The organism is Nonomuraea phyllanthi, assembly GCF_006334985.2.
Classification (GTDB): Bacteria; Actinomycetota; Actinomycetes; order Streptosporangiales; family Streptosporangiaceae; genus Nonomuraea; species Nonomuraea phyllanthi.
Genome location: NZ_VDLX02000012.1, coordinates 260,825 through 278,007 on the forward strand (window position 1 = coordinate 260,825; position 17,183 = coordinate 278,007).

A 17,183-nucleotide genomic window follows, 5' to 3' on the forward strand; every position below is an offset into this window, starting at 1 on the left:
AGAATGTCCATGTTTCATCCACTTTGCGGCTTGATCGCAGGCCGCCCGTCGAACCGGTGACGGCAGGCCACCCGTCCTTCATCAGCATCGACGGCGGCAAGTCCGAGCTCCGCCTGCTCGTGAGCACCGGCGACGAGCGGCAGTACGGCGTCGGGCCGGGCATGGCGTACCAGCCGGGCGAGGACGGGATCGCCCGGATCCTCGGCAGCGTCCGGGCCGCCGCCGCGTCAGTCCACCTGCCGGCGGCCCCGGCCGGGGCGGCGGCCGGCCTCACCGGCGTCCCCGGCGACCCGGCGCTGAGACGCCGGCTCGTCTCCCTGCTGGAGGAGTTCTTCAGCTGCCCGGTGCTCCTCGTGGAGGACGGCCTGCTCGCCCACGCCGGGGCCCTGGCGGGCGCGGGCACGGTGCTGTGCGCGGGCACCGGGACGACCGTGCTCGCGGTCGGCGCCTCCGGGCGCAGCGTCAAGATCGACGGCTGGGGGCCGCTGCTCGGGGACCGCGGCAGTGCCCACGCCATCGGCCTGGCCGGGATGCGCGCCGCCGCGGCGGCCCACGACGGCGTGGGACCGGCGACCGAACTGGCCGACCGGCTCGCGGACGACCTGGGCGGCACGGACCTGGCCGCCCTCCAGCGCTTCTACCGGGACGACGCCCTCGTCGCGCGGACCGCCGCCTTCGCGCGTGCCGTGCTCGACGCCGCCGAACGCGACCCCGTGGCCCGCGCCATCTGCGCCGAGGCCGCCTCGGCGCTGGCGGCCTCAGCGGCGGCGGCGGTGTCGCGCCTGCCGGACGCGGGCCGGAAGGTCTCCTTCAGCGGGCGCCTCCTCGCTCCTGGCAACCCCCTGCACACCCGCCTGGCCGCGAACCTGACCGGCCGCGGGCTCGACCTGGTGGCACCGATCGCCACAGCACTGGAAGGTGGATTGACCTTGCTCCGCTCGGAAGAACCGTACCGGGAGCTGCTGCGGCGGCTCACCCCGCGCGAGGGAGGCCGGGCATGAGGGCCGGGCACGGCGTCGAGCCGCTGGACGTCGTCCCGGGCGAGGCCATGGGCGGGTACGCCGACCGCACGGCGGGCGTCTCCGGCACGCTCGATCCGCTGGAGGTGCACGCCGTCACCTTCGCCGGTGACGGGCACCGGTTCGCGCTGGTCGTCGCCGATCTCGTGTGCGTGAACGCCGACGTGGCGGCGCGGATCCGGGCCGCCGTACGTGACCTGGGCGTCGACTCCTGCTGGGTGGCGGCGACGCACACCCACGCGAGCCCGGAGGCCGGGTGCGCGCCCGGCGGCGCGCCGACCCCGGCCTCCCTCGCCGAACGCCTGGTCCTCGCATCGGCCCGGGCGGTCAGAGCCGCGCTCGCGGACGAGCGGGACGCGCGGCTGCACGCCGTACGGGTCCACGTCCCGGGGCTGGGCGACCGGCGCGCGCTTCCGGACCCCCAGGCCGTCGACCTGCCGGTGGACGCCCTTGTCGTCTCGTCCGGCGCGGGGGAGGTCGTGGGCGTCGTCGCGGTCTCGCCCGTGCATCCCACGGTGCTGCCGGAGACCAACCGCGAGGTCAGCGCCGACCTCACCGGCGGCATCCGGCGCGCCCTCCAGGGCGGCGACCGGTGGGTCGTGGTGGCGACGGGCGCGGCGGGCGACATCAGCACGCGGCACACGAGGCGGGCGCGCGACCGGGCCGAGATCGACCGGCTCGGCGCGACGGTGGCGGAGCACCTGCCCCTCACGGCCCCGCCCCAGGACGGGCTGGAAAGGCCGTCCGTGGTCGCGCCGGCCTCCGCCCGCCCCCGGCCGTCCGTGCTCGCGCCGGCCTCCGCTCGCGTCCGGCTCGACCCGAAGCGGCCGGAGGACCTCGCCGCCGCACTCGCCGAGGCGGCGGACGCGCGGGACGCCGGCGAACGCCACCGGAGCGTGCTGCGCCAGGGCCGGGCCATCGCGCGCGACCTCCGGTCCCGGGGCCGCACGCAGCCCTACGAGATCGAGGTCGAGGCGGTCCGGCTCGGCGACGTCACGCTCGTGGCCGTCCCGGGCGAGCTCTTCCTCGACCTGGGCGAGGCCGTCCGCGCCAGGTCCGCCCCGGACGGCTCCCCGGTGATCGTCCTCGGCTACACGAACGGCTACCTCGGATACCTGCCCAGCCGCGGCACCCCGACCTCCTACGAGACCCTCGTCAGCCCGGTGGCGGAGGGAAGCGGCGAGCGCGTCGTCGAGGCCGCGGTCGAGGCGGTGGCGGCATCGGCCCGCCCCATGGCCGAGTCGCGGTTCGCGGCCGGTGCCGGGGCGCTCGTCGACCGGGTGCTGGCGACGCAGATGCCCGCGATCCGCAGGGCGGCCGGGCTGGTCGCCGACGCGCTGGCCGCGGGCGGGGTGCTCCAGACGTTCGCCACCGGGCACTCGCGGGCGGTGGCGCTGGAGCTCACCGGCCGCGCCGGCGGCCTGGCGGCCGTGAGCATGCTCGCGGTCAAGGACCTGGTGATGTTCGGCGGCGTGGACCCGGCGCTCGTCCTGGACCCCACGTACGAGCGGACCCCCGGCCTGGCCGAGCGGATCTACGCGCTGGCCGAGCCCGACCCGGCCGACGTGTTCCTCATCGTGTCGAACTCCGGGATCAACGCGGCGATCGTCGAGATGGCCCAGCTCGCCCGCGCCAACGGCCACCGCGTGATCGCGCTCACCTCGCTCGACCACACCCGCTCGTCGTCCGCGCGCAGCGTGGGAGGACCCCACCTGGCGGACCTCGCGGACGTCGTGATCGACAACTGCGCCCCGGCCGGGGACGCCACGATCGAGCTCGCCCCCGGCACGCGCATCGGCGCGGTCTCCTCGTTCACGGGCGTGCTCATCGCGCAGGTGCTCGCCGAGCTCGTCTGCCGCGCGCTGCTCGAACGGGGCGCCGACCTCCCGGTCTTCGTCTCGGCGAACCTGGCGAGCGGCGACCGCCACAACGCCGCGCTGTACGAGCGCTACCGCGGCCGGGTCCGCCCGCTCGAACCCTAGCCTCCGGCGTACCACCGGGCGATGCGGGCGCCCAGGTCGGCGCCGTAGTTCTGGTGGTAGACCTGCGGGGAGCAGTAGACCGGGCCGCCCTTGCGGGACAGGCCGGGCGTCCAGGTGCCGGCGTCCTCCACGCCGGGGTCGCTCATCTGGAGCCCGGTCAGCGCGATGTCGTCCACGCTGACGTCGACGAAGTAGTTGCTCACGCCCTTGAGCTCGTACAGGCGCCACTGGAGCCGCGCGCTCGTCGCCCCGGCCAGCTTGGACGTCAGGTCGACCGTGGCCTTGCGCCACTCCCCGTCGGGGTCGGCGGTGACGTCCTGCTGCCACACCAGCCGGTCGTTGAGGAGGAGCTGCTTCTTGTGGTAGCCGGCCGGGCTGCTGGAGCCGCGGTTGTCGCGGTGCCAGAAGCTCACCGTGTACCTGGTCGCGCCGGAGGCCGGCCGGACCGTCCGGATGGCTCCGCACCACGTCCCGGCCTTGGTGACGGTGCGGTCCTGGACGACGAAGCTGAGGCGCCCGTCGCCCGTGCGGGCGAGGTTGTCGGTCGCGGGCCTCGTCCACTGCGCCTCGCGTTCGAGGAGCGGCAGCTTGTACTGGATGATCCCGGCGATGTCGCCCTCGCGCAGGTGCCGCATGGCCGTCCTGGTGACCGTCTCGACGTAGGCCACGGTCGGCTTCTGCGCGGCGTGACTGAGCGGGTGGGCGTACGGCATCACGTAGATGTCGGTGCCGGGCAGCCGCTCGGCGAGCCGGTCGATCTCGTACGACAGGTTCCACGTCCACGACGTGTCGCGGTGCGGGGAGTCCCGGTAGGGGAAGATCACGCCGTCCAGCAGCGGCACGTGCTGGGTGATGAAGGCGTCGGTGAACTGGCTGTAGTAGACGGTCGGGACGAACTTCAGCGCCGGGTTGACCGCCCTGGCCGCCGCCTGCATCTGCCCGACGTAGGCGGGGGTGAACGTCGCGAGGTCGAGGGCGAAGTCGTCCACGGTCCAGCCCTTCAGGTTCGGGTGGCTCCTGGACAGGGTGGCGATCTCGCGCGCCCAGGTCACGTAGTCGTGCCTGTACGGCCGCGAGACGCAGCAGGTGCTCTGGCTCGGGGCGTACACCATCACCCACACGTCGATCCCGGCCTTCGCGGCGGCGGACAGGAACTCCTCGCGCAGGTCCTCCCACTGCACGTTGTCGCCGGCCATCGGGTAGACGTACGTGTTCGCGTTGAGCGACGTCAGCGCCGAGATCATCGCCTTGGTGTCGGTGTGCCTGATGCCGTCGGCCCGCGGCTCCGCCTCCCGGCTCAGGTTGCCCTCCGTCCCCACCACGCCGGGGGACGCGGCGTACGAGACGCCGGGGGACATCGACAGCGCGGCCGCGAGGACGGCCAGGAGCGCGAGGCGGATCACGGTGTTCCTTCGGCATGATCGGGGACGGGGCCCGCCAGCGTAACGACCGCCGGTATGCCGCTGGTATGCCGCCGAGCGCGGAGCCGGCCGGGTGATGGAGGGGTCGGCGGGGACGACGCCCAGGTGGGCGTCGTCGGGTTCGCGGGTCGTCGAGGACGCCCTTGTCAGCCGCCGACCAGCGGGACGAGCTTGACGAACGACACGACGGGGTCGGCGGTCAGGTCGATCTCGGTGTCCAGGTCCACGATCTGGCGGTCACCGACGAGCAGCAGGAACCCGTTGCGCGCGAACGCGGCCTCGGCGGCGTCGGCCTGCGTCTCCCAGTCCAGCCTGCGGGCGGTCCGCATCCGGTAGCCGTTCAACTCGGCCTCCGCGTCGGAGGGCCTGACCAGACCGCGGAAGTGGTGGCTCGGGGCGGCGTTGTGCCGGGCCACCTCCTCGCGCACGCGCAGCCGTACCAGCTCCCGGGCCGAGATCCGGTCGGGCAGGTCGGGCAGGTCGGGCAGTGAGAACTCCTCCAGCGCCCGGCCGGTCGCGGTCTCGTCGCGAAACGTCACTGATGCCATCGAACGTCCTGTCACCTTGAAGATCACGTGGTGCGCCATCTATAGCAGCGGTGAACGACAGAATGGTGGCCGCGGACGTTCAGCCCAGTCCGCCGAAATCGATGACCTTCCAGGGAGAGTCGCCCGACTGCCTTCCCACCAGAAAGCTGTAGGGGAAATGCCGGTCGTCATTCGGGGGCTCTTCGTCGCACCGACGAACCACGATCCCGACGTAGACGCGCTGGACGTGCCGGTAACCACCGGGCCCGTAGGTGTCGGGAGTCGGTTCGCCGACGTAGGAGACTTTCACGTCGATCCAGGTGTCGAGCGGATCGTCCGGCCCGGTGTGGACGGCGCACGTCGCACAGCCGCCGCCGAAGGTCACGACTAACGGGGTGACCAGCGTCATGGCCACGTTTCTCATCCTCATCGGCGGGCTTCTTCGCATGGGCGAATGCGGGCGTCGGATGCTATCCCGGGGTGCTGTCCTCGGTCATGGTCTGGGTGCCGATGACGTCGAGGAGCCGGAGCCGGTCGGCGGCGTCGCTGCCGGGTGCGGCGGTGTAGATGACGATGCGCAGGTCGCTGCCGGGAGTGACGAGCACGTCGCAGTCGATGCCGAAGGTGCCGACGTCGGGGTGGTGGATGGTCTTGGTGCCGGACTCGTGGACGTCGACGATGCCCGTGTCCCACAGGCGGGCGAAGCCGGGGCTGGCGGCCCGCAGGTCCTTGATCAGCGCGCGCAGGCCGGCGTCGGCGGGGTAGCGGGCGGTGGCCGCCCTGAGGTCGGCGACCATGGCCGCCTCGAAGACGGCCTCCTGCTCGGGAGTGTGGCTGACGCGGCTGGGCAGGCCGGTGAAGTGCCGCCAGACGATGTTGCGCTCGCGCCCGCGCAGCCCCGACAGGTCTCCGAACAGGGCGGCCCACAGCGGGTTCCAGAGGATCAGGTTCCAGGCGGCGTCGTGCACGCTCAGCGGCGAGCCGTCCATCTGGTCGAGCAGCCTCCGGACGCCGGGTGTGATGTGCGACGGCACCTGCCCGGGGCCGGGCACGGGCTGGTCCGCGAGGCGGTACAGGTATTCGCGCTCGGCCCCCGACAGCCGCAGGGCGCGGGCCAGCGAGGAGAGGACCTGCGCCGACGGGGAGGTGGCACGGCCCTGTTCGAGGCGGGTGATGTAGTCGACCGACAGCCCGGCGAGCTGGGCCAGCTCCTCGCGGCGCAGCCCGGCCGCCCGGCGTACCCCGCCCGCGGGCAGCCCGACCGTCGCGGGGGCGGTGCGGTCCCGCCAGCCGTGCAGGGCTCTGCCCAGTTCCCTGGATGCGCTCACCGTTCCAGTATCGGCCACCCCCGCGCGTACAGCCTGGTACTGGCGGTCCACTGGCTGAGGCGGGCACTGCCTGTCCCTTCGCGAGGCGAGAAAGGTGGGAGGCGTCACCAAGCCGAACAGATCACTGGAGCGAGAGCGCATGACCATCACATTGATCACCGGAGCGAACAAGGGTCTCGGCTTCGAGACCGCCCGGCGCCTGATCGAGGCCGGGCACACCGTCTATGCCGGGGCGCGGGACGCCGGGCGCGGGCGGGAGGCGGCCGAGCGGCTCGGCGCGCGCTTTGTCCAGATCGACGTCACCGACGAGGACTCCGTGAAGGCCGCCGCCGAGTTTGTCCGGGCGGACGCCGGCCGGCTGGACGTCCTGGTCAACAATGCCGGGATCGTGGGAGCGCGCAAGCCGGTGGGGGAGACCACCGGGACCGACATGATGACCACGTACGACACGAACGTCTTCGGCGTCGTGCGCGTCACGCACGCCTTCCTGCCGCTGCTGGAGGCGAGTGACGCCCCGGTCGTCGTCAACGTGGGCAGCGGCCTGGGCTCGCTGGCGGCGACCGGCGACCCCGACCGGGTGGAGTTCCAGGTGAGGTCGCTGGACTACAACTCCTCCAAGACCGCGCTGGTCATGATCAGCGCGCAGTACGCCAAGGCGTACCCCGCCATCCGGTTCAACACCGTCGATCCCGGCTACACCGCCACCGACCTCAACGGGCACACCGGTCCCCAGACCGTGGAGGAAGGTGCGGAGGTCATCGTCCGCATGGCCTCGATCGGCGCCGACGGGCCGACCAGCGGCTACTTCGACAACAGCGGCACGGCCGTCTGGTGAGGCCCCGGTGGCGGGCGCCCGCCCTGGTCGCCGGCGGGGGCGATCCGGTTGTCGCGGATGTGCTCGTACACGCACGTAGACGCCGAGCGTGTCGGGCAACTGGCTGACCCAGTTGCGGAAGCCCTCGATGTTGCGCCGCGACGGCGGGCGTACCCGGATGGCGATGAGGGCCTGGACCGGGCGCCCGATCGCGGCCAGGTCCACGTCGAGGAGCGCGCCGCGGATGACCTGCCGCTGGCGCAGGGCGAGGGTGCGGTCGAGCGCCGTGGTCGGCGAGACGCCGACGGCGGCGGGTTGTCGGTTTCGCGCCCGAGGAGATCGACCCCACCGCCCCCACCCGGGCGGCACGCCTCAAGTGGGTGGTCATCGTCAACGACGGCCTGCCCGCCGGCCGTGCCGTCAACGCGGCCGTCTGCGTGGCGGCCGGCACCTGCTTCGTGGCCGACATGCCCGCCGCGGCGCAGCAGACGCGCGTCTACGCAGACTACCTCGCCACGGTGAAGGAGACCGGGGCCGAGGACATCGAGTACTACGCGGTCAGCATCGTCGGCCCCCGCAACCGCGTCGACAAGATCGTGGGCCGCCTGCCGCTGATGCCGTGAAAGGCCGCTCCTCAGGAGATCCGTACGCGGTCGCTGTCGCCGCCCGAAAGGAACGACGCCAGGTCCGCGCCCTCCTCGGCGACGGCGGCGCGCTCGGCCCGGGTGAGGTCGCGCAGCGGGGTGACGGTCACGGTGCCCGCGTCCTGCGTCCAGGTCGCGGCGACCCGGCCGTCCACCAGCACGACCCGCGCGCCCGCGACGGACAGGCCGCGGTGGGCGTCGTCGATGATCCGGCCGCGGTCGTGGTAGCCGAGGATCGCGTTGTCGAAGGCCGGCAGGAACCGTACGGGGGCCGGTGTGCCGGGGTCGGGGCGCGGCGCGTCCGGCAGGTCGAGCAGCTCGCGACCGCGCTCGTCACGGAAGCTGACCAGCTCGCCCCGGACGGCGGCCACCGCGGCGGGCAGCCCGGCCAGGCCGCACCAGGCACGCAGGTCGGCGGAGGCCGCCGGGCCGAACGCGGCCAGGTAGCGGCGCACCAGCGCCTCGCCGACCGGGTCGGTCCCCGCCGGGGCGGGCGGGTCGATGTCGCGGCCCAGCCACACCGAGAGCGGGGCGTTGCGCACCCCCGACCGTACGCGCCACATCCCCCGCGGCGGCAGCTGCACCATCGGGACGAGGGCGGCCACCACCAGCTCGCCGAGGGGCCGCAGGCCCGGCCCAGGCCGGCGTCCTGCGAGCATCCGGGCGATCTCGGTCATCGAACGGGGCTCGCCGTCGGCCAGCGCCGCGCGGGCCGCCGCCGCCAGCTCGTCGAGATCGGTCCCGTCGAGCTCGCGGCGGTACGTGCCCAGCACCCGCTGGCGCAGCATGGCGTCGTGGCGGGCCCGCCAGGCCAGGGCGTCGCCGGCGGTGACGAGGTGGACGGTGCGGCGCATGAGGTGGGTACGCACGACCTTCCGCCCGGCCAGCAGACCGTCCAGCACCGCCGGGTCGAACGCGCGCAGCCGCGACCACAGCCCGGCGAACGGCTCCTGCGGCTCCTGCGCCTGCAGGCCGCACAGGTGCGCGACGGCGTCGAGGACCGGGGTGGCGGCGCGGTCGAGCAGCAGTTGCCGGGCGAGCGTCGCGCGGTTGAGCGCCCTGGTGCCGAGAACGGTCATCGCCGGCGTCAGCTCGACTTCCGCCCGTCGAGCGTCTCCCGGAGGATGTCGGCGTGGCCGGCGTGCTGGGCGGTCTCGGCGATGAGGTGCGCCAGCACGCGCCGCACGGTGTACACCTTTCCCGGCTCGTGCCAGGGCGCCTCCGGGAGCGGGTGGGTGGCCGACATGTCGGGGACGGACGCGATGATCTCCGAGGTGCGGGCGGCGATCCGCTCGTACCGCTCGATGATGCCGGCCAGCGTGTCACCGGGCAGCATCCGGAACTCGTTCTGGTGGTCGATCGCCCACTGCGGGTACTCCCGTGCGGTGCCCGCCGCGAAGTCGGCCCAGGTCACGCCTTCGGGCAGGTCGTAGCGCATGGCCGAAGGGCCCTCCACCACGAACCTCAGCCAGGCGTCCTCCATGGACGCGACGTGCTTGACCAGGCCGCCCAGGCACAGGGCGCTGGCCGTGGGACGCTCGCCGGCCTGCTCGTCGCTCAACCCGCGCACGGAGGTGAGCAGGGCGGAGCGCGCGGCCCCGAGCTGGTCGAGCAGGTCGGCCCGCTCGGCGTCGAGGGCAGGGGACGTCGCGGTGCCGGTGCTGGTGGTCATCGCCTACAGGGTCCTTCCGTTCGGTTCTCGGGTACGGAAGGACGATCGCAGCAGATGCGGCCAGGATGTGTCCTCTTCTCCCGGCACCATGGGAGTCATGCCGAAGACATCAGCGCGGCTGCTGGCGCTGCTCTCCCTGCTCCAGGCGCGACGCGACTGGCCGGCGGCCCTGCTGGCCGAGCGGCTGGAGGTCAGCCCGCGCACCGTGCGCCGCGACGTCGACCGCCTGCGCGAGCTCGGCTACCCCATCGTGGCCTTCAAGGGGCCCGACGGCGGCTACCGGCTCGACGCCGGCGCGGAGCTGCCGCCGCTGCTGTTCGACGACGAGCAGGCCGTCGCGCTGGCGGTCGCCCTTCAGATGGCCACCACCACCGGCGCCGGGATCGAGGAGGCCGCGGCCCGCGCGCTGGCCACCGTCCGGCAGGTCATGCCCGCACGGCTGCGCCACCGCATCGACACCCTCCAGGTCACCGCCGTGGCGCCGCCCGTGGTCCATCCCCAGGTCGGCACCGGCGTGCTGACGGCGCTCAGCACCGCCGTCCACGCCCGCGAAGTGCTGCGCTTCGCCTACACCCCCGCGTTGCCGCCTGAGGCGGGCGACGCCCCGCCCCGCCGGGTGGAGCCCCACCACCTCGTCACCTGGGGCGGGCGCTGGTACCTCGTCGCCTGGGACCTCGACCGCGACGACTGGCGTACGTTCCGCGCCGACCGGATCGCCCCGCGCACCCCCAACGGGCCCCGCTTCACCCCGCGCGAGCTGCCCGGAGGCGACGTGGCCGCCTTCGTGACCGCCAGGTTCCGGGGCTCCGGCGGCTCCGGAGACTGGCCCTGCCGCGGGGAGGTGATCCTCGACCTCCCCGCCGCCGTCGTGTCGAGTCACACCCGCGACGGAGTCGTCGAGGAACTCGGGCCTGACCGTTGCCGGCTCGTCCTGGGCTCCTGGTCCTGGCTCGGCCTGGCCGCCGCCATCGGCAGGTTCGACGCCGACATCGAAGTCGTCGGGCCCGCCGAGCTCAAGCGCGCCTTCGCGCACCTGGCCCGCCGCTACACCCAGGCCGCGACCGGCCCACCCGCCTGACCACGCCCCGGTCCCGGCCCCGGGCGTCGCACCGGACGGAGGGCATGGTTGTCTCGCAGTTCAGAAGAGCTCGTTCGAGAGAGGCTGCATCAGGTGAGTTCCACCCCCACGGCTCTGGACGAGGAGGCCGGTGAGATCCGCCGTTTCTGGGGCGGGCTCGGCCTTCCCGGGCTGATCGACGTCCACACCCACTTCATGCCCGAGCGCGTCCTGCACAAGGTCTGGGACTACTTCGACGACCACGGGCCGCTGATCGGCGGGCTGGGGTGGCCGATCACGTATCGGAAGCAGGAGGCGGAGCGGACGGCCCTGCTGCGGGAGTTCGGAGTACGGGCCTTCACCGCGATGCTCTACCCCCACAAGCCGGACATGGCCAGGTGGCTGAACGGATGGGCGGCCGACTTCGCCCGCCGCACCCCCGGCTGCCTGCACACCGCCACCCTCTACCCCGAGCCGGACGTCGAGACGTACGTCCGCGAGGCCGTCGAAGCAGGGGCGCGCGTGTTCAAGGCCCACGTCCAGGTGGGAGCGTACGACCCGGCCGACGAACGCCTCCAGCGGGCATGGGGGCTGCTGGCCGAGGCCCGCGTCCCCGTGGTGATGCACTGCGGTTCCGGGCCCGCGCCCGGCAGGCACACCGGCCCCGAGCCCATCGCGCGGGTGCTCGCCCGCCACCCGAAGCTGCGGCTGATCGTCGCGCACATGGGGATGCCCGAGTACGAGGAGTTCCTCGACCTCGCCGAACGCCACGACGAGGTACGGCTGGACACGACGATGGCGTTCACCGACTTCACCGAACGGTTCATGCCGTTCCCCCACCGGGCCCTGCCACGGCTCACCGCCCTCGGCGACCGCGTGCTGCTCGGCTCCGACTTCCCCAACATCCCGTACCCCTACCTGCACCAGCTCCACGCGCTGGAACGGCTGGGACTCGGACGCGACTGGCTGCGGGCCGTCTGCCACGACAACGCCGCGACCCTGTTCGGCCTGTAGGGCCGTCGATCCGGCCTAATCGGCGTGTACGTCGTAGTAGCCCGCGGCGATGTCCTCCAGGAGGGTGGGGCCGGTGGGGCGCCAGCCGAGCAGGTCACGGGTGATCGTGCTCGTGGTGGGCATGTCGGCGCCCAGGAACCGGCCGACGAACGGCAGCTCGTCGGCGAGCTGCTCCGCCGGGGCGGACTTCGCCGGCACGCCGAGGCGGTCGGCGAGTGCCTCGGCGATCTGCCGGACGGGCACGCCGTCCTCGGCCGCGGCGTGCAGGATCGTGCCGGCGGGCGCCTTCTCGAGCCCGAGCCGGACCAGGCGCGCGGCGTCGGACCGGTGGACGGCGGGCCAGCGGTTGGCGCCCTCGCCGGGGTAGAGGGAGGCTCCGCGCCGCCGGGCGGCCTGGGCGACGATGGAGATGAAGCCGTGGTCGCCTTCGCCGTGGACGGTCGGGGCGAAGCGGACGGGGATGACGCGCACGCCGCGGCCGGCGTACGTCAGGGCGAGGTTCTCGGCGCCGCCGCGCATGGAGTCGGGGCCGACGGAGGGGTTGGGGTCCCGCTCCGTCGAGGGGCGGCCGAGGCCGGGCAGGGCCAGGCCGGATGCGAGCGCGAACGGCCGGTCGGACCCGGCGAGCGTGTCGCTGATCGTCTGGACCGCGGCACGTTCGGCGCGGTTGGTGGCCTCGGGGTTGGTCCAGTCGTGCTTGTTCGCGAGGTGGACCACGGCGTCGGCCGCGCTCGCGCCCTCGCGGATCCGGTCGAGGTCGTCGAGGTCGCCGCGGTGGACGGCCGCCCCGAGGTCCTTGACGACGGCCGCCGACGCGTCGGAGCGGGCCAGGCCGGTCACCTCGTGGCCCGCGGCGACGAGTTCGGCGACGACGGCTCGCCCGATGAATCCGGACGCTCCGGTGACGAAGACGTGCATGGTGTGCTCACTTCCCTGCTGATGTCATGAACTGACATCAGTCAGCATAGCCGTGATGTCAGGCTATGTCATCACCCTGGTTCCGGTTACGATCCCGACATGGCACGTTGGGCACCGGGGGCGTCAGATCGCCTGCAGCAGGCGGCGATGGAGCTGTTCGCCGAGGACGGCTACGAGGCGACGACCGTGGCCGGGATCGCCGGGCGGGCCGGGGTGACCGAGCGGACGTTCTTCCGGCACTTCGCCGACAAGCGCGAGGTGCTGTTCGCCGGCGAGGAGCAGCTCCAGGCGGTCTTCGTGAACGCGGTCACGGACGCGCCGGCGGACGCGCCCGTGTCCGGCCTGCTCATCGCGGCGCTCGACGCCGGCGGCGAGGCCCTGCGGTGCGGGCGGGGCCGGGATTTCGCCCGCGTACGCAACGGGATCATCGTGGCGAACGAGCAGCTGCGGGAGCGCGAGCTGCTCAAGCTGGCGAAGCTCTCCCACGCCGTGACCGGCGCGCTCGTCGCGCGCGGCGTCCCCGACATGACCGCCTCCCTGGCCGGCGAGCTGGTCACCCTCGTGTTCAGGACGGCCTTCGCGCGGTGGATCGCTCCTGGAGAGACTCGCGACCTGCTGGAGCTGCAACGCGAGGGCCTCGCCGCGATCAGCGACCTGACCTGCGCCGGGGCTGCCTGACCCGCGGCGAGCCGGCGTGAGCGTACCGGCTTGACCTCAAGCGCTTGAGGTGTGTTTCGCTTCCCGTATGACTGCTCTGAGCATCCAGGAGATGTCCCGGCGCAGCGGGCTGAGCGAGCCGACGCTGCGCTACTACGAGGAGGTCGGGCTGGTCGGCCCGATCGACCGTGACGACAGCAGCGGCCATCGGCGTTACGGCGCCGAGGACGCCCACGTGATCGAGATGCTGGCCTGCCTTCGCGCGGTCGGCGTCGGCATCGAGGACATGCGCACGTACCTCGCCAACCGCACGCGCGGGCGCGCGGCGGCGGCCGAGCAGCGCGATCTGCTGTTGCGCCACGCGGAGCGCATCGAGGCCGAGATCGCCGCCCAGCAGGTACGGCTGTCCTACCTGCGCGGCAAGGCGGCGCTGTGGGACGCCCGCGCCCTCGGCGACGCGGCCGCCGAGGACGAGGCGATGCGGCGTTCCATCGAGGCGGCCGGCCGTCTGGAGGTGCGGGGATGAGCAGGGCCCTGGTGACCGGCGGGTCGGGCTACGTGGGGACGCGGCTGGTCGCCGCGCTGCTGCGGGAGGGGGTCGCGGTGCGTGCCACCGTGCGCTCGAAGGCCCAGGAGCCCGGCCTGCGTGCGGCCGTGCGCCGCGGCGGCGCCGATGACGCCGGACTGGAGGTCGTCACCGCGGACCTGATGGCCGACGACGGCTGGCCCGCCGCGCTGGCCGGGTGCGAGGAGGTCTATCACGTCGCCTCGCCCATCCCGCTCGTCCAGCCCGACGATCCCGACGAGCTGATCGTCCCCGCCCGCGAGGGCGCGTTGCGGGTGCTGCGTGCCGCGCGCGACGCGGGGGCCAGGCGCGCCGTGCTCACCTCGTCCTTCGCCGCGGTCGGCTACACGCCCAAGCCGGGCGCCGAGTACACCGAGGACGACTGGACCGATCCCGACACGCCGGGGCTGGCGCCGTACCCGCGTTCCAAGGCGATCGCCGAGCGCGCCGCGTGGGACCTGATGGAGCGGGACGGCGGCGACACCGAACTCGTCGTGGTCAATCCGACGTTCATCCTCGGGCCCGGCCTCACGGACGTTCCACGCTCCTCGACACAGTTCATCAGGATGGGGCTGGACGGAGCGCTGAGCGTCCTGCCCCGCCAGCGCTTCGGCGTCGTCGACGTGCGCGACGTGGCCGACCTGCACATCCGCGCCATGGCGGAGCCCAAGGCCGCGGGCAGGCGCTTCCTGGCCGTCGCCGACGGCCCGACGCTGAGCTTCCTGGAGGTGGCGGACATCCTGCGCCGGCGGCTCGGCTCGCCGGCCGCGCGCGTGCCCACGCGGGAGGCGCCGGGGGAGGACCCGCCGCGGCTGATCATCCACAACGACCGGGCCCGCGACGAGCTCGGCTGGCGCCCCCGGCCCGCCGAGACGACGATCGTGGAGACGGCGCGGAGTTTGCTCGATGCCGGGGCCTGACCGCGCCCTACCGCTTGAGCAGCCGCTCGCTCAGCTCCCACAGCCGCCGCGCCGAATCCGGGTCGACGGCGTGCGGCACGACGTCCGACGGGACGTCCTGCTCGGTGCCGAAGTCGATGGGCCTCGGGGTGTCCAGCGGTGAGATGTCGTTGTCCTTCAGGTAGACGCCGCCGATGCCGGCGAGCAGCGGGCTGGTCGCGGCGAACACGGAGGTGCTCGCGCCCTGCTGCGGCGTCTTCAACTCGCGGTCCGGGTCGTTGACGGGCCGGCCGGACGCGTCGATCAGCCCCATGGCCCGCAGTTCGTCGTCGCTCAGCCAGGGGGTGCGCTCCTCGCCCTCGGCCAGGTGCGGCCCGAGGTTCGTGCCGAAGACGATGCCCGGGTGCACGGCGTAGCCGCGGATCCCGTCCTCGGCCCAGCGGCGGTCCAGCTCGACGGCGAACAGCACGTTGGCGGTCTTGGACTGGCCGTAGCCGAGCATGCCCATGTCGTCGTAGCCGCTGGTGAAGTGGGGGTCGTCCCAGCGGATGTCGGACAGGCGGTGGCCGCCGGAGGTCACGTTGACGACGCGGGCGCCGCGAGCCGCGCGCAGGGCGGGCAGCAGGCCCAGCGTCAGCTGGAAGTGGCCGAGGTGGTTGGTCGCGAACTGCGACTCGTAGCCGCGCGCGTCCCGCACCAGCGGGCCGGCCATGATGCCGGCGTTGTTGACGAGGATGTGGAGCGGGCGGCCGGAGCCGAGGTAGCGGGCGACGAAGGCGTCGATCGAGGCCGGGTCCAGGAGGTCCAGCCGGCCGGCCTCGGCGCGCTCGATCCCGGCCAGCGCGGAGGCGGCGCCGTCGGGGTTGCGCACGGCCACGGTGAGCGACGCGCCGGCCTTGCTGAGCGCGCGGGTGGTCTCCAGGCCGATCCCGCGGTGGCCGCCGGTGACGATGACATTCCTGCCCGACAGGTCGATGCCCTTGAGCACCTCGTCGGCGGTCGAGGCCGCGGTGAAACCGGATCCGATGGGCTGCTGCTTCTGAGTCATGTTCCCAGCCTGCGCCCCTTCGTCCGTACGCTGAATAGCTACGAGTTCGCATTTCTTGCGCGATCGTACGGACTCCCGGGTTTTGCCGGATCGGCAAGGAAAATTGTCAGCTCGTCAGGGGGTGGGGCAGGTTGGCGGCGGACAGACGACAAGGCAGGGACACATGGACGCACAGTTCTGGGACGAGAGATATCGCAGCCGCGAGCGGCTCTTCAGCGGCGCGCCCAACGGGGTGCTCGTCACCGAGATCACCGGCCTGCCGCCGGGGCGGGCGCTCGACGTGGGATGCGGGGAGGGCGGGGACGCGATCTGGCTGGCCGGGCAGGGCTGGAAGGTGACCGCGGTCGACATCTCGTCGACCGCCCTGCAACGCGCCGCCGAGGACGCCGCGTCCAGCACGGACGGTACGGACGTAGCGGGCCGGGTGACGTGGACGCTGGCCGACGTGCTCACGACGCCGCCCCCGGCCGCCGCGTTCGATCTGGTGTCCGCCCACTACTTCCCGATCCCGCACCAGCCGGACCACGCCGCGCCGCGCGGCCTGCTGGAGGCCGTCGCGCCCGGCGGCACCCTGCTCATCGCCGGCCACGACCTCGCCGACCTGCCGCCGATCCTGGAGGACGGCGTCGATCCCCGCGCCTTCTACCAGCCCGCCGAGATCGCCGAGCTCCTCGACGACACCTGGACCGTACTGATCAACGAGACCCGCCCGCGGACGAGGCCCGGCCCCGCCGGCACACATCACACCCACGACACCGTCCTGCGGGCCCGGCGCCTGCGGTGAACCGGCGCCCGGGAGGCCGCCCCGAGGCTTCCTGGTACCGCCGGTCCCAGGAAGCCCGGACGCCTGGCTGACCGGGCGCTCCCGGCGCACCGTGGAGACATGACGACAACACTGATCACCGGAGCGAACAAGGGTCTCGGGTTCGAGACCGCCCGCCGCCTCGTCGCGGCGGGCCACACCGTCTACGTCGGCAGCCGTGACCCCGAGCGCGGGCGGCGGGCCGCCGCACGGGTGGGCGCGCGGAGCGTGCAACTAGATGTCACGGACGACGCGTCCGTCGCCGCCGCTGCCAAGATCATCGAGGCCGAGGGCGGGCTGGACGTGCTGGTCAACAACGCCGGCATCGAGGGGCGTACCGAGGGCAACGGCGTGATCGGCGCCGCGGACGTCACCGCCGGCACGATGCGGGAGGTGTTCGAGACCAACGTGTTCGGCATGGTGCGCGTCCTGCACGCGTTCCTGCCGCTGCTGCAGCGCTCGGCCGCCCCGGTCGTGGTCAACGTCAGCAGCGGCCTGGCCTCCCTCACCCGGATGACGGCCGCCGGCACTCCCGCCCACGCCTACCCCGGCGTCGCGTACCCGGCGTCGAAGGCCGCGGTCAACATGGTCACCGTGCAGTTCGCGAAGGCGTTCCCCGGCATGCGGATCAACGCGGTGGAGCCGGGCTTCACCAAGACGGACCTCAACGGGAACACCGGCATTCAGACGGTCGAGCAGGGCGCCGAGATCATCGTCCGCATGGCGCAGGTCGGCCCCGACGGCCCCACCGGAGGCTTCGTCGACGCGGAGGGACCTTTGCCCTGGTAAACCGTGATATCAGCGATACTCACGTCG

The 17,183-nt window shown here is 73.3% G+C and carries 19 protein-coding genes; 11 read left to right on the forward strand and 8 right to left on the reverse strand.

Annotated features, from left to right (window positions below; all coding sequences use genetic code 11):
- Positions 1 to 56 precede the first annotated feature (56 nt).
- Entirely contained in the window at positions 57 to 1,001 is a 945-nt protein-coding gene (locus FH608_RS30575; protein ID WP_139634098.1) for a BadF/BadG/BcrA/BcrD ATPase family protein, read from the forward strand.
- Positions 998 to 3,001 carry a sugar isomerase domain-containing protein gene (locus FH608_RS53040; RefSeq protein ID WP_226900041.1) on the forward strand — a complete coding sequence of 668 codons (2,004 nt, stop codon included), beginning with the start codon at positions 998 to 1,000 and terminating at the stop codon, positions 2,999 to 3,001. The genes FH608_RS30575 and FH608_RS53040 overlap by 4 nt, the downstream gene beginning before the upstream one ends.
- On the opposite strand, the gene FH608_RS30585 is transcribed toward FH608_RS53040, so the two are convergent.
- From FH608_RS30585 to FH608_RS30600, 4 genes are all read right to left on the reverse strand, one after another.
- The gene (locus tag FH608_RS30585) at positions 2,998 to 4,404 is read right to left on the reverse strand and encodes a hypothetical protein (RefSeq protein WP_139634099.1); all 1,407 of its coding nucleotides are present in this window, start codon (positions 4,402 to 4,404) and stop codon (positions 2,998 to 3,000) included. The two genes, FH608_RS53040 and FH608_RS30585, sit on opposite strands and share 4 nt — an antisense overlap.
- A gap of 164 nt (positions 4,405 to 4,568) precedes the next feature.
- A complete protein-coding gene (locus tag FH608_RS30590) occupies positions 4,569 to 4,970 on the reverse strand; it encodes a hypothetical protein (protein WP_139634100.1) in 402 nt (133 codons plus the stop codon).
- A gap of 79 nt (positions 4,971 to 5,049) precedes the next feature.
- On the reverse strand, positions 5,050 to 5,364 hold the full coding sequence (locus FH608_RS30595) for a hypothetical protein (RefSeq protein ID WP_139634101.1): 315 nt from the start codon (positions 5,362 to 5,364) through the stop codon (positions 5,050 to 5,052).
- Between the two features lie 55 nt (positions 5,365 to 5,419).
- Positions 5,420 to 6,277, reverse strand: coding sequence for a helix-turn-helix transcriptional regulator (locus FH608_RS30600; RefSeq protein ID WP_226900042.1), 858 nt, complete (start codon positions 6,275 to 6,277; stop codon positions 5,420 to 5,422).
- A gap of 139 nt (positions 6,278 to 6,416) precedes the next feature.
- Here FH608_RS30600 and FH608_RS30605 point away from each other — a divergent pair, with 139 nt between their 5' ends.
- Both FH608_RS30605 and FH608_RS30615 read left to right on the forward strand, forming a co-directional pair.
- Positions 6,417 to 7,112 carry an SDR family NAD(P)-dependent oxidoreductase gene (locus tag FH608_RS30605; RefSeq protein ID WP_139634103.1) on the forward strand — a complete coding sequence of 232 codons (696 nt, stop codon included), beginning with the start codon at positions 6,417 to 6,419 and terminating at the stop codon, positions 7,110 to 7,112.
- 359 nt (positions 7,113 to 7,471) lie between these two features.
- Complete coding sequence (locus FH608_RS30615) at positions 7,472 to 7,714, forward strand: DUF2000 family protein (RefSeq protein ID WP_226900043.1); 243 nt, start codon at positions 7,472 to 7,474, stop codon at positions 7,712 to 7,714.
- 11 nt (positions 7,715 to 7,725) lie between these two features.
- Here FH608_RS30615 and FH608_RS30620 read toward each other — a convergent pair whose 3' ends face one another.
- Entirely contained in the window at positions 7,726 to 8,814 is a 1,089-nt protein-coding gene (locus FH608_RS30620) for a winged helix DNA-binding domain-containing protein (RefSeq protein ID WP_139634105.1), read from the reverse strand.
- 8 nt (positions 8,815 to 8,822) lie between these two features.
- A complete protein-coding gene (locus FH608_RS30625) occupies positions 8,823 to 9,407 on the reverse strand; it encodes a DinB family protein (RefSeq protein WP_139634106.1) in 585 nt (194 codons plus the stop codon).
- 97 nt (positions 9,408 to 9,504) lie between these two features.
- On the opposite strand from FH608_RS30625, the gene FH608_RS30630 reads away from it, so the two are divergent.
- The gene (locus FH608_RS30630) at positions 9,505 to 10,485 is read left to right on the forward strand and encodes a helix-turn-helix transcriptional regulator (protein WP_139634107.1); all 981 of its coding nucleotides are present in this window, start codon (positions 9,505 to 9,507) and stop codon (positions 10,483 to 10,485) included.
- A gap of 84 nt (positions 10,486 to 10,569) precedes the next feature.
- Entirely contained in the window at positions 10,570 to 11,478 is a 909-nt protein-coding gene (locus FH608_RS30635) for an amidohydrolase family protein (protein WP_193318721.1), read from the forward strand.
- Positions 11,479 to 11,493: 15 nt separating this feature from the next.
- Here FH608_RS30635 and FH608_RS30640 read toward each other — a convergent pair whose 3' ends face one another.
- Entirely contained in the window at positions 11,494 to 12,396 is a 903-nt protein-coding gene (locus tag FH608_RS30640; protein ID WP_139634109.1) for an SDR family oxidoreductase, read from the reverse strand.
- 99 nt (positions 12,397 to 12,495) lie between these two features.
- Here FH608_RS30640 and FH608_RS30645 point away from each other — a divergent pair, with 99 nt between their 5' ends.
- The 3 genes from FH608_RS30645 (at position 12,496) to FH608_RS30655 (ending at position 14,538) form a co-directional block, all read left to right on the forward strand.
- Positions 12,496 to 13,074, forward strand: coding sequence for a TetR/AcrR family transcriptional regulator (locus tag FH608_RS30645; RefSeq protein ID WP_139634110.1), 579 nt, complete (start codon positions 12,496 to 12,498; stop codon positions 13,072 to 13,074).
- A 67-nt stretch (positions 13,075 to 13,141) separates the two neighbouring features.
- On the forward strand, positions 13,142 to 13,579 hold the full coding sequence (locus FH608_RS30650; protein WP_139634111.1) for a MerR family transcriptional regulator: 438 nt from the start codon (positions 13,142 to 13,144) through the stop codon (positions 13,577 to 13,579).
- A complete protein-coding gene (locus tag FH608_RS30655) occupies positions 13,576 to 14,538 on the forward strand; it encodes an NAD-dependent epimerase/dehydratase family protein (protein ID WP_139634112.1) in 963 nt (320 codons plus the stop codon). The genes FH608_RS30650 and FH608_RS30655 overlap by 4 nt, the downstream gene beginning before the upstream one ends.
- A 7-nt stretch (positions 14,539 to 14,545) precedes the next feature.
- Here FH608_RS30655 and FH608_RS30660 read toward each other — a convergent pair whose 3' ends face one another.
- Positions 14,546 to 15,565, reverse strand: coding sequence for an SDR family NAD(P)-dependent oxidoreductase (locus tag FH608_RS30660; protein WP_139634113.1), 1,020 nt, complete (start codon positions 15,563 to 15,565; stop codon positions 14,546 to 14,548).
- A 163-nt stretch (positions 15,566 to 15,728) separates the two neighbouring features.
- Here FH608_RS30660 and FH608_RS30665 point away from each other — a divergent pair, with 163 nt between their 5' ends.
- Together FH608_RS30665 and FH608_RS30670 are read left to right on the forward strand one after the other, a co-directional pair.
- The gene (locus FH608_RS30665) at positions 15,729 to 16,349 is read left to right on the forward strand and encodes a class I SAM-dependent methyltransferase (RefSeq protein WP_139634114.1); all 621 of its coding nucleotides are present in this window, start codon (positions 15,729 to 15,731) and stop codon (positions 16,347 to 16,349) included.
- Positions 16,350 to 16,448: 99 nt separating this feature from the next.
- On the forward strand, positions 16,449 to 17,156 hold the full coding sequence (locus tag FH608_RS30670; RefSeq protein WP_139634115.1) for an SDR family NAD(P)-dependent oxidoreductase: 708 nt from the start codon (positions 16,449 to 16,451) through the stop codon (positions 17,154 to 17,156).
- The last annotated feature ends 27 nt before the right edge of the window (positions 17,157 to 17,183 follow it).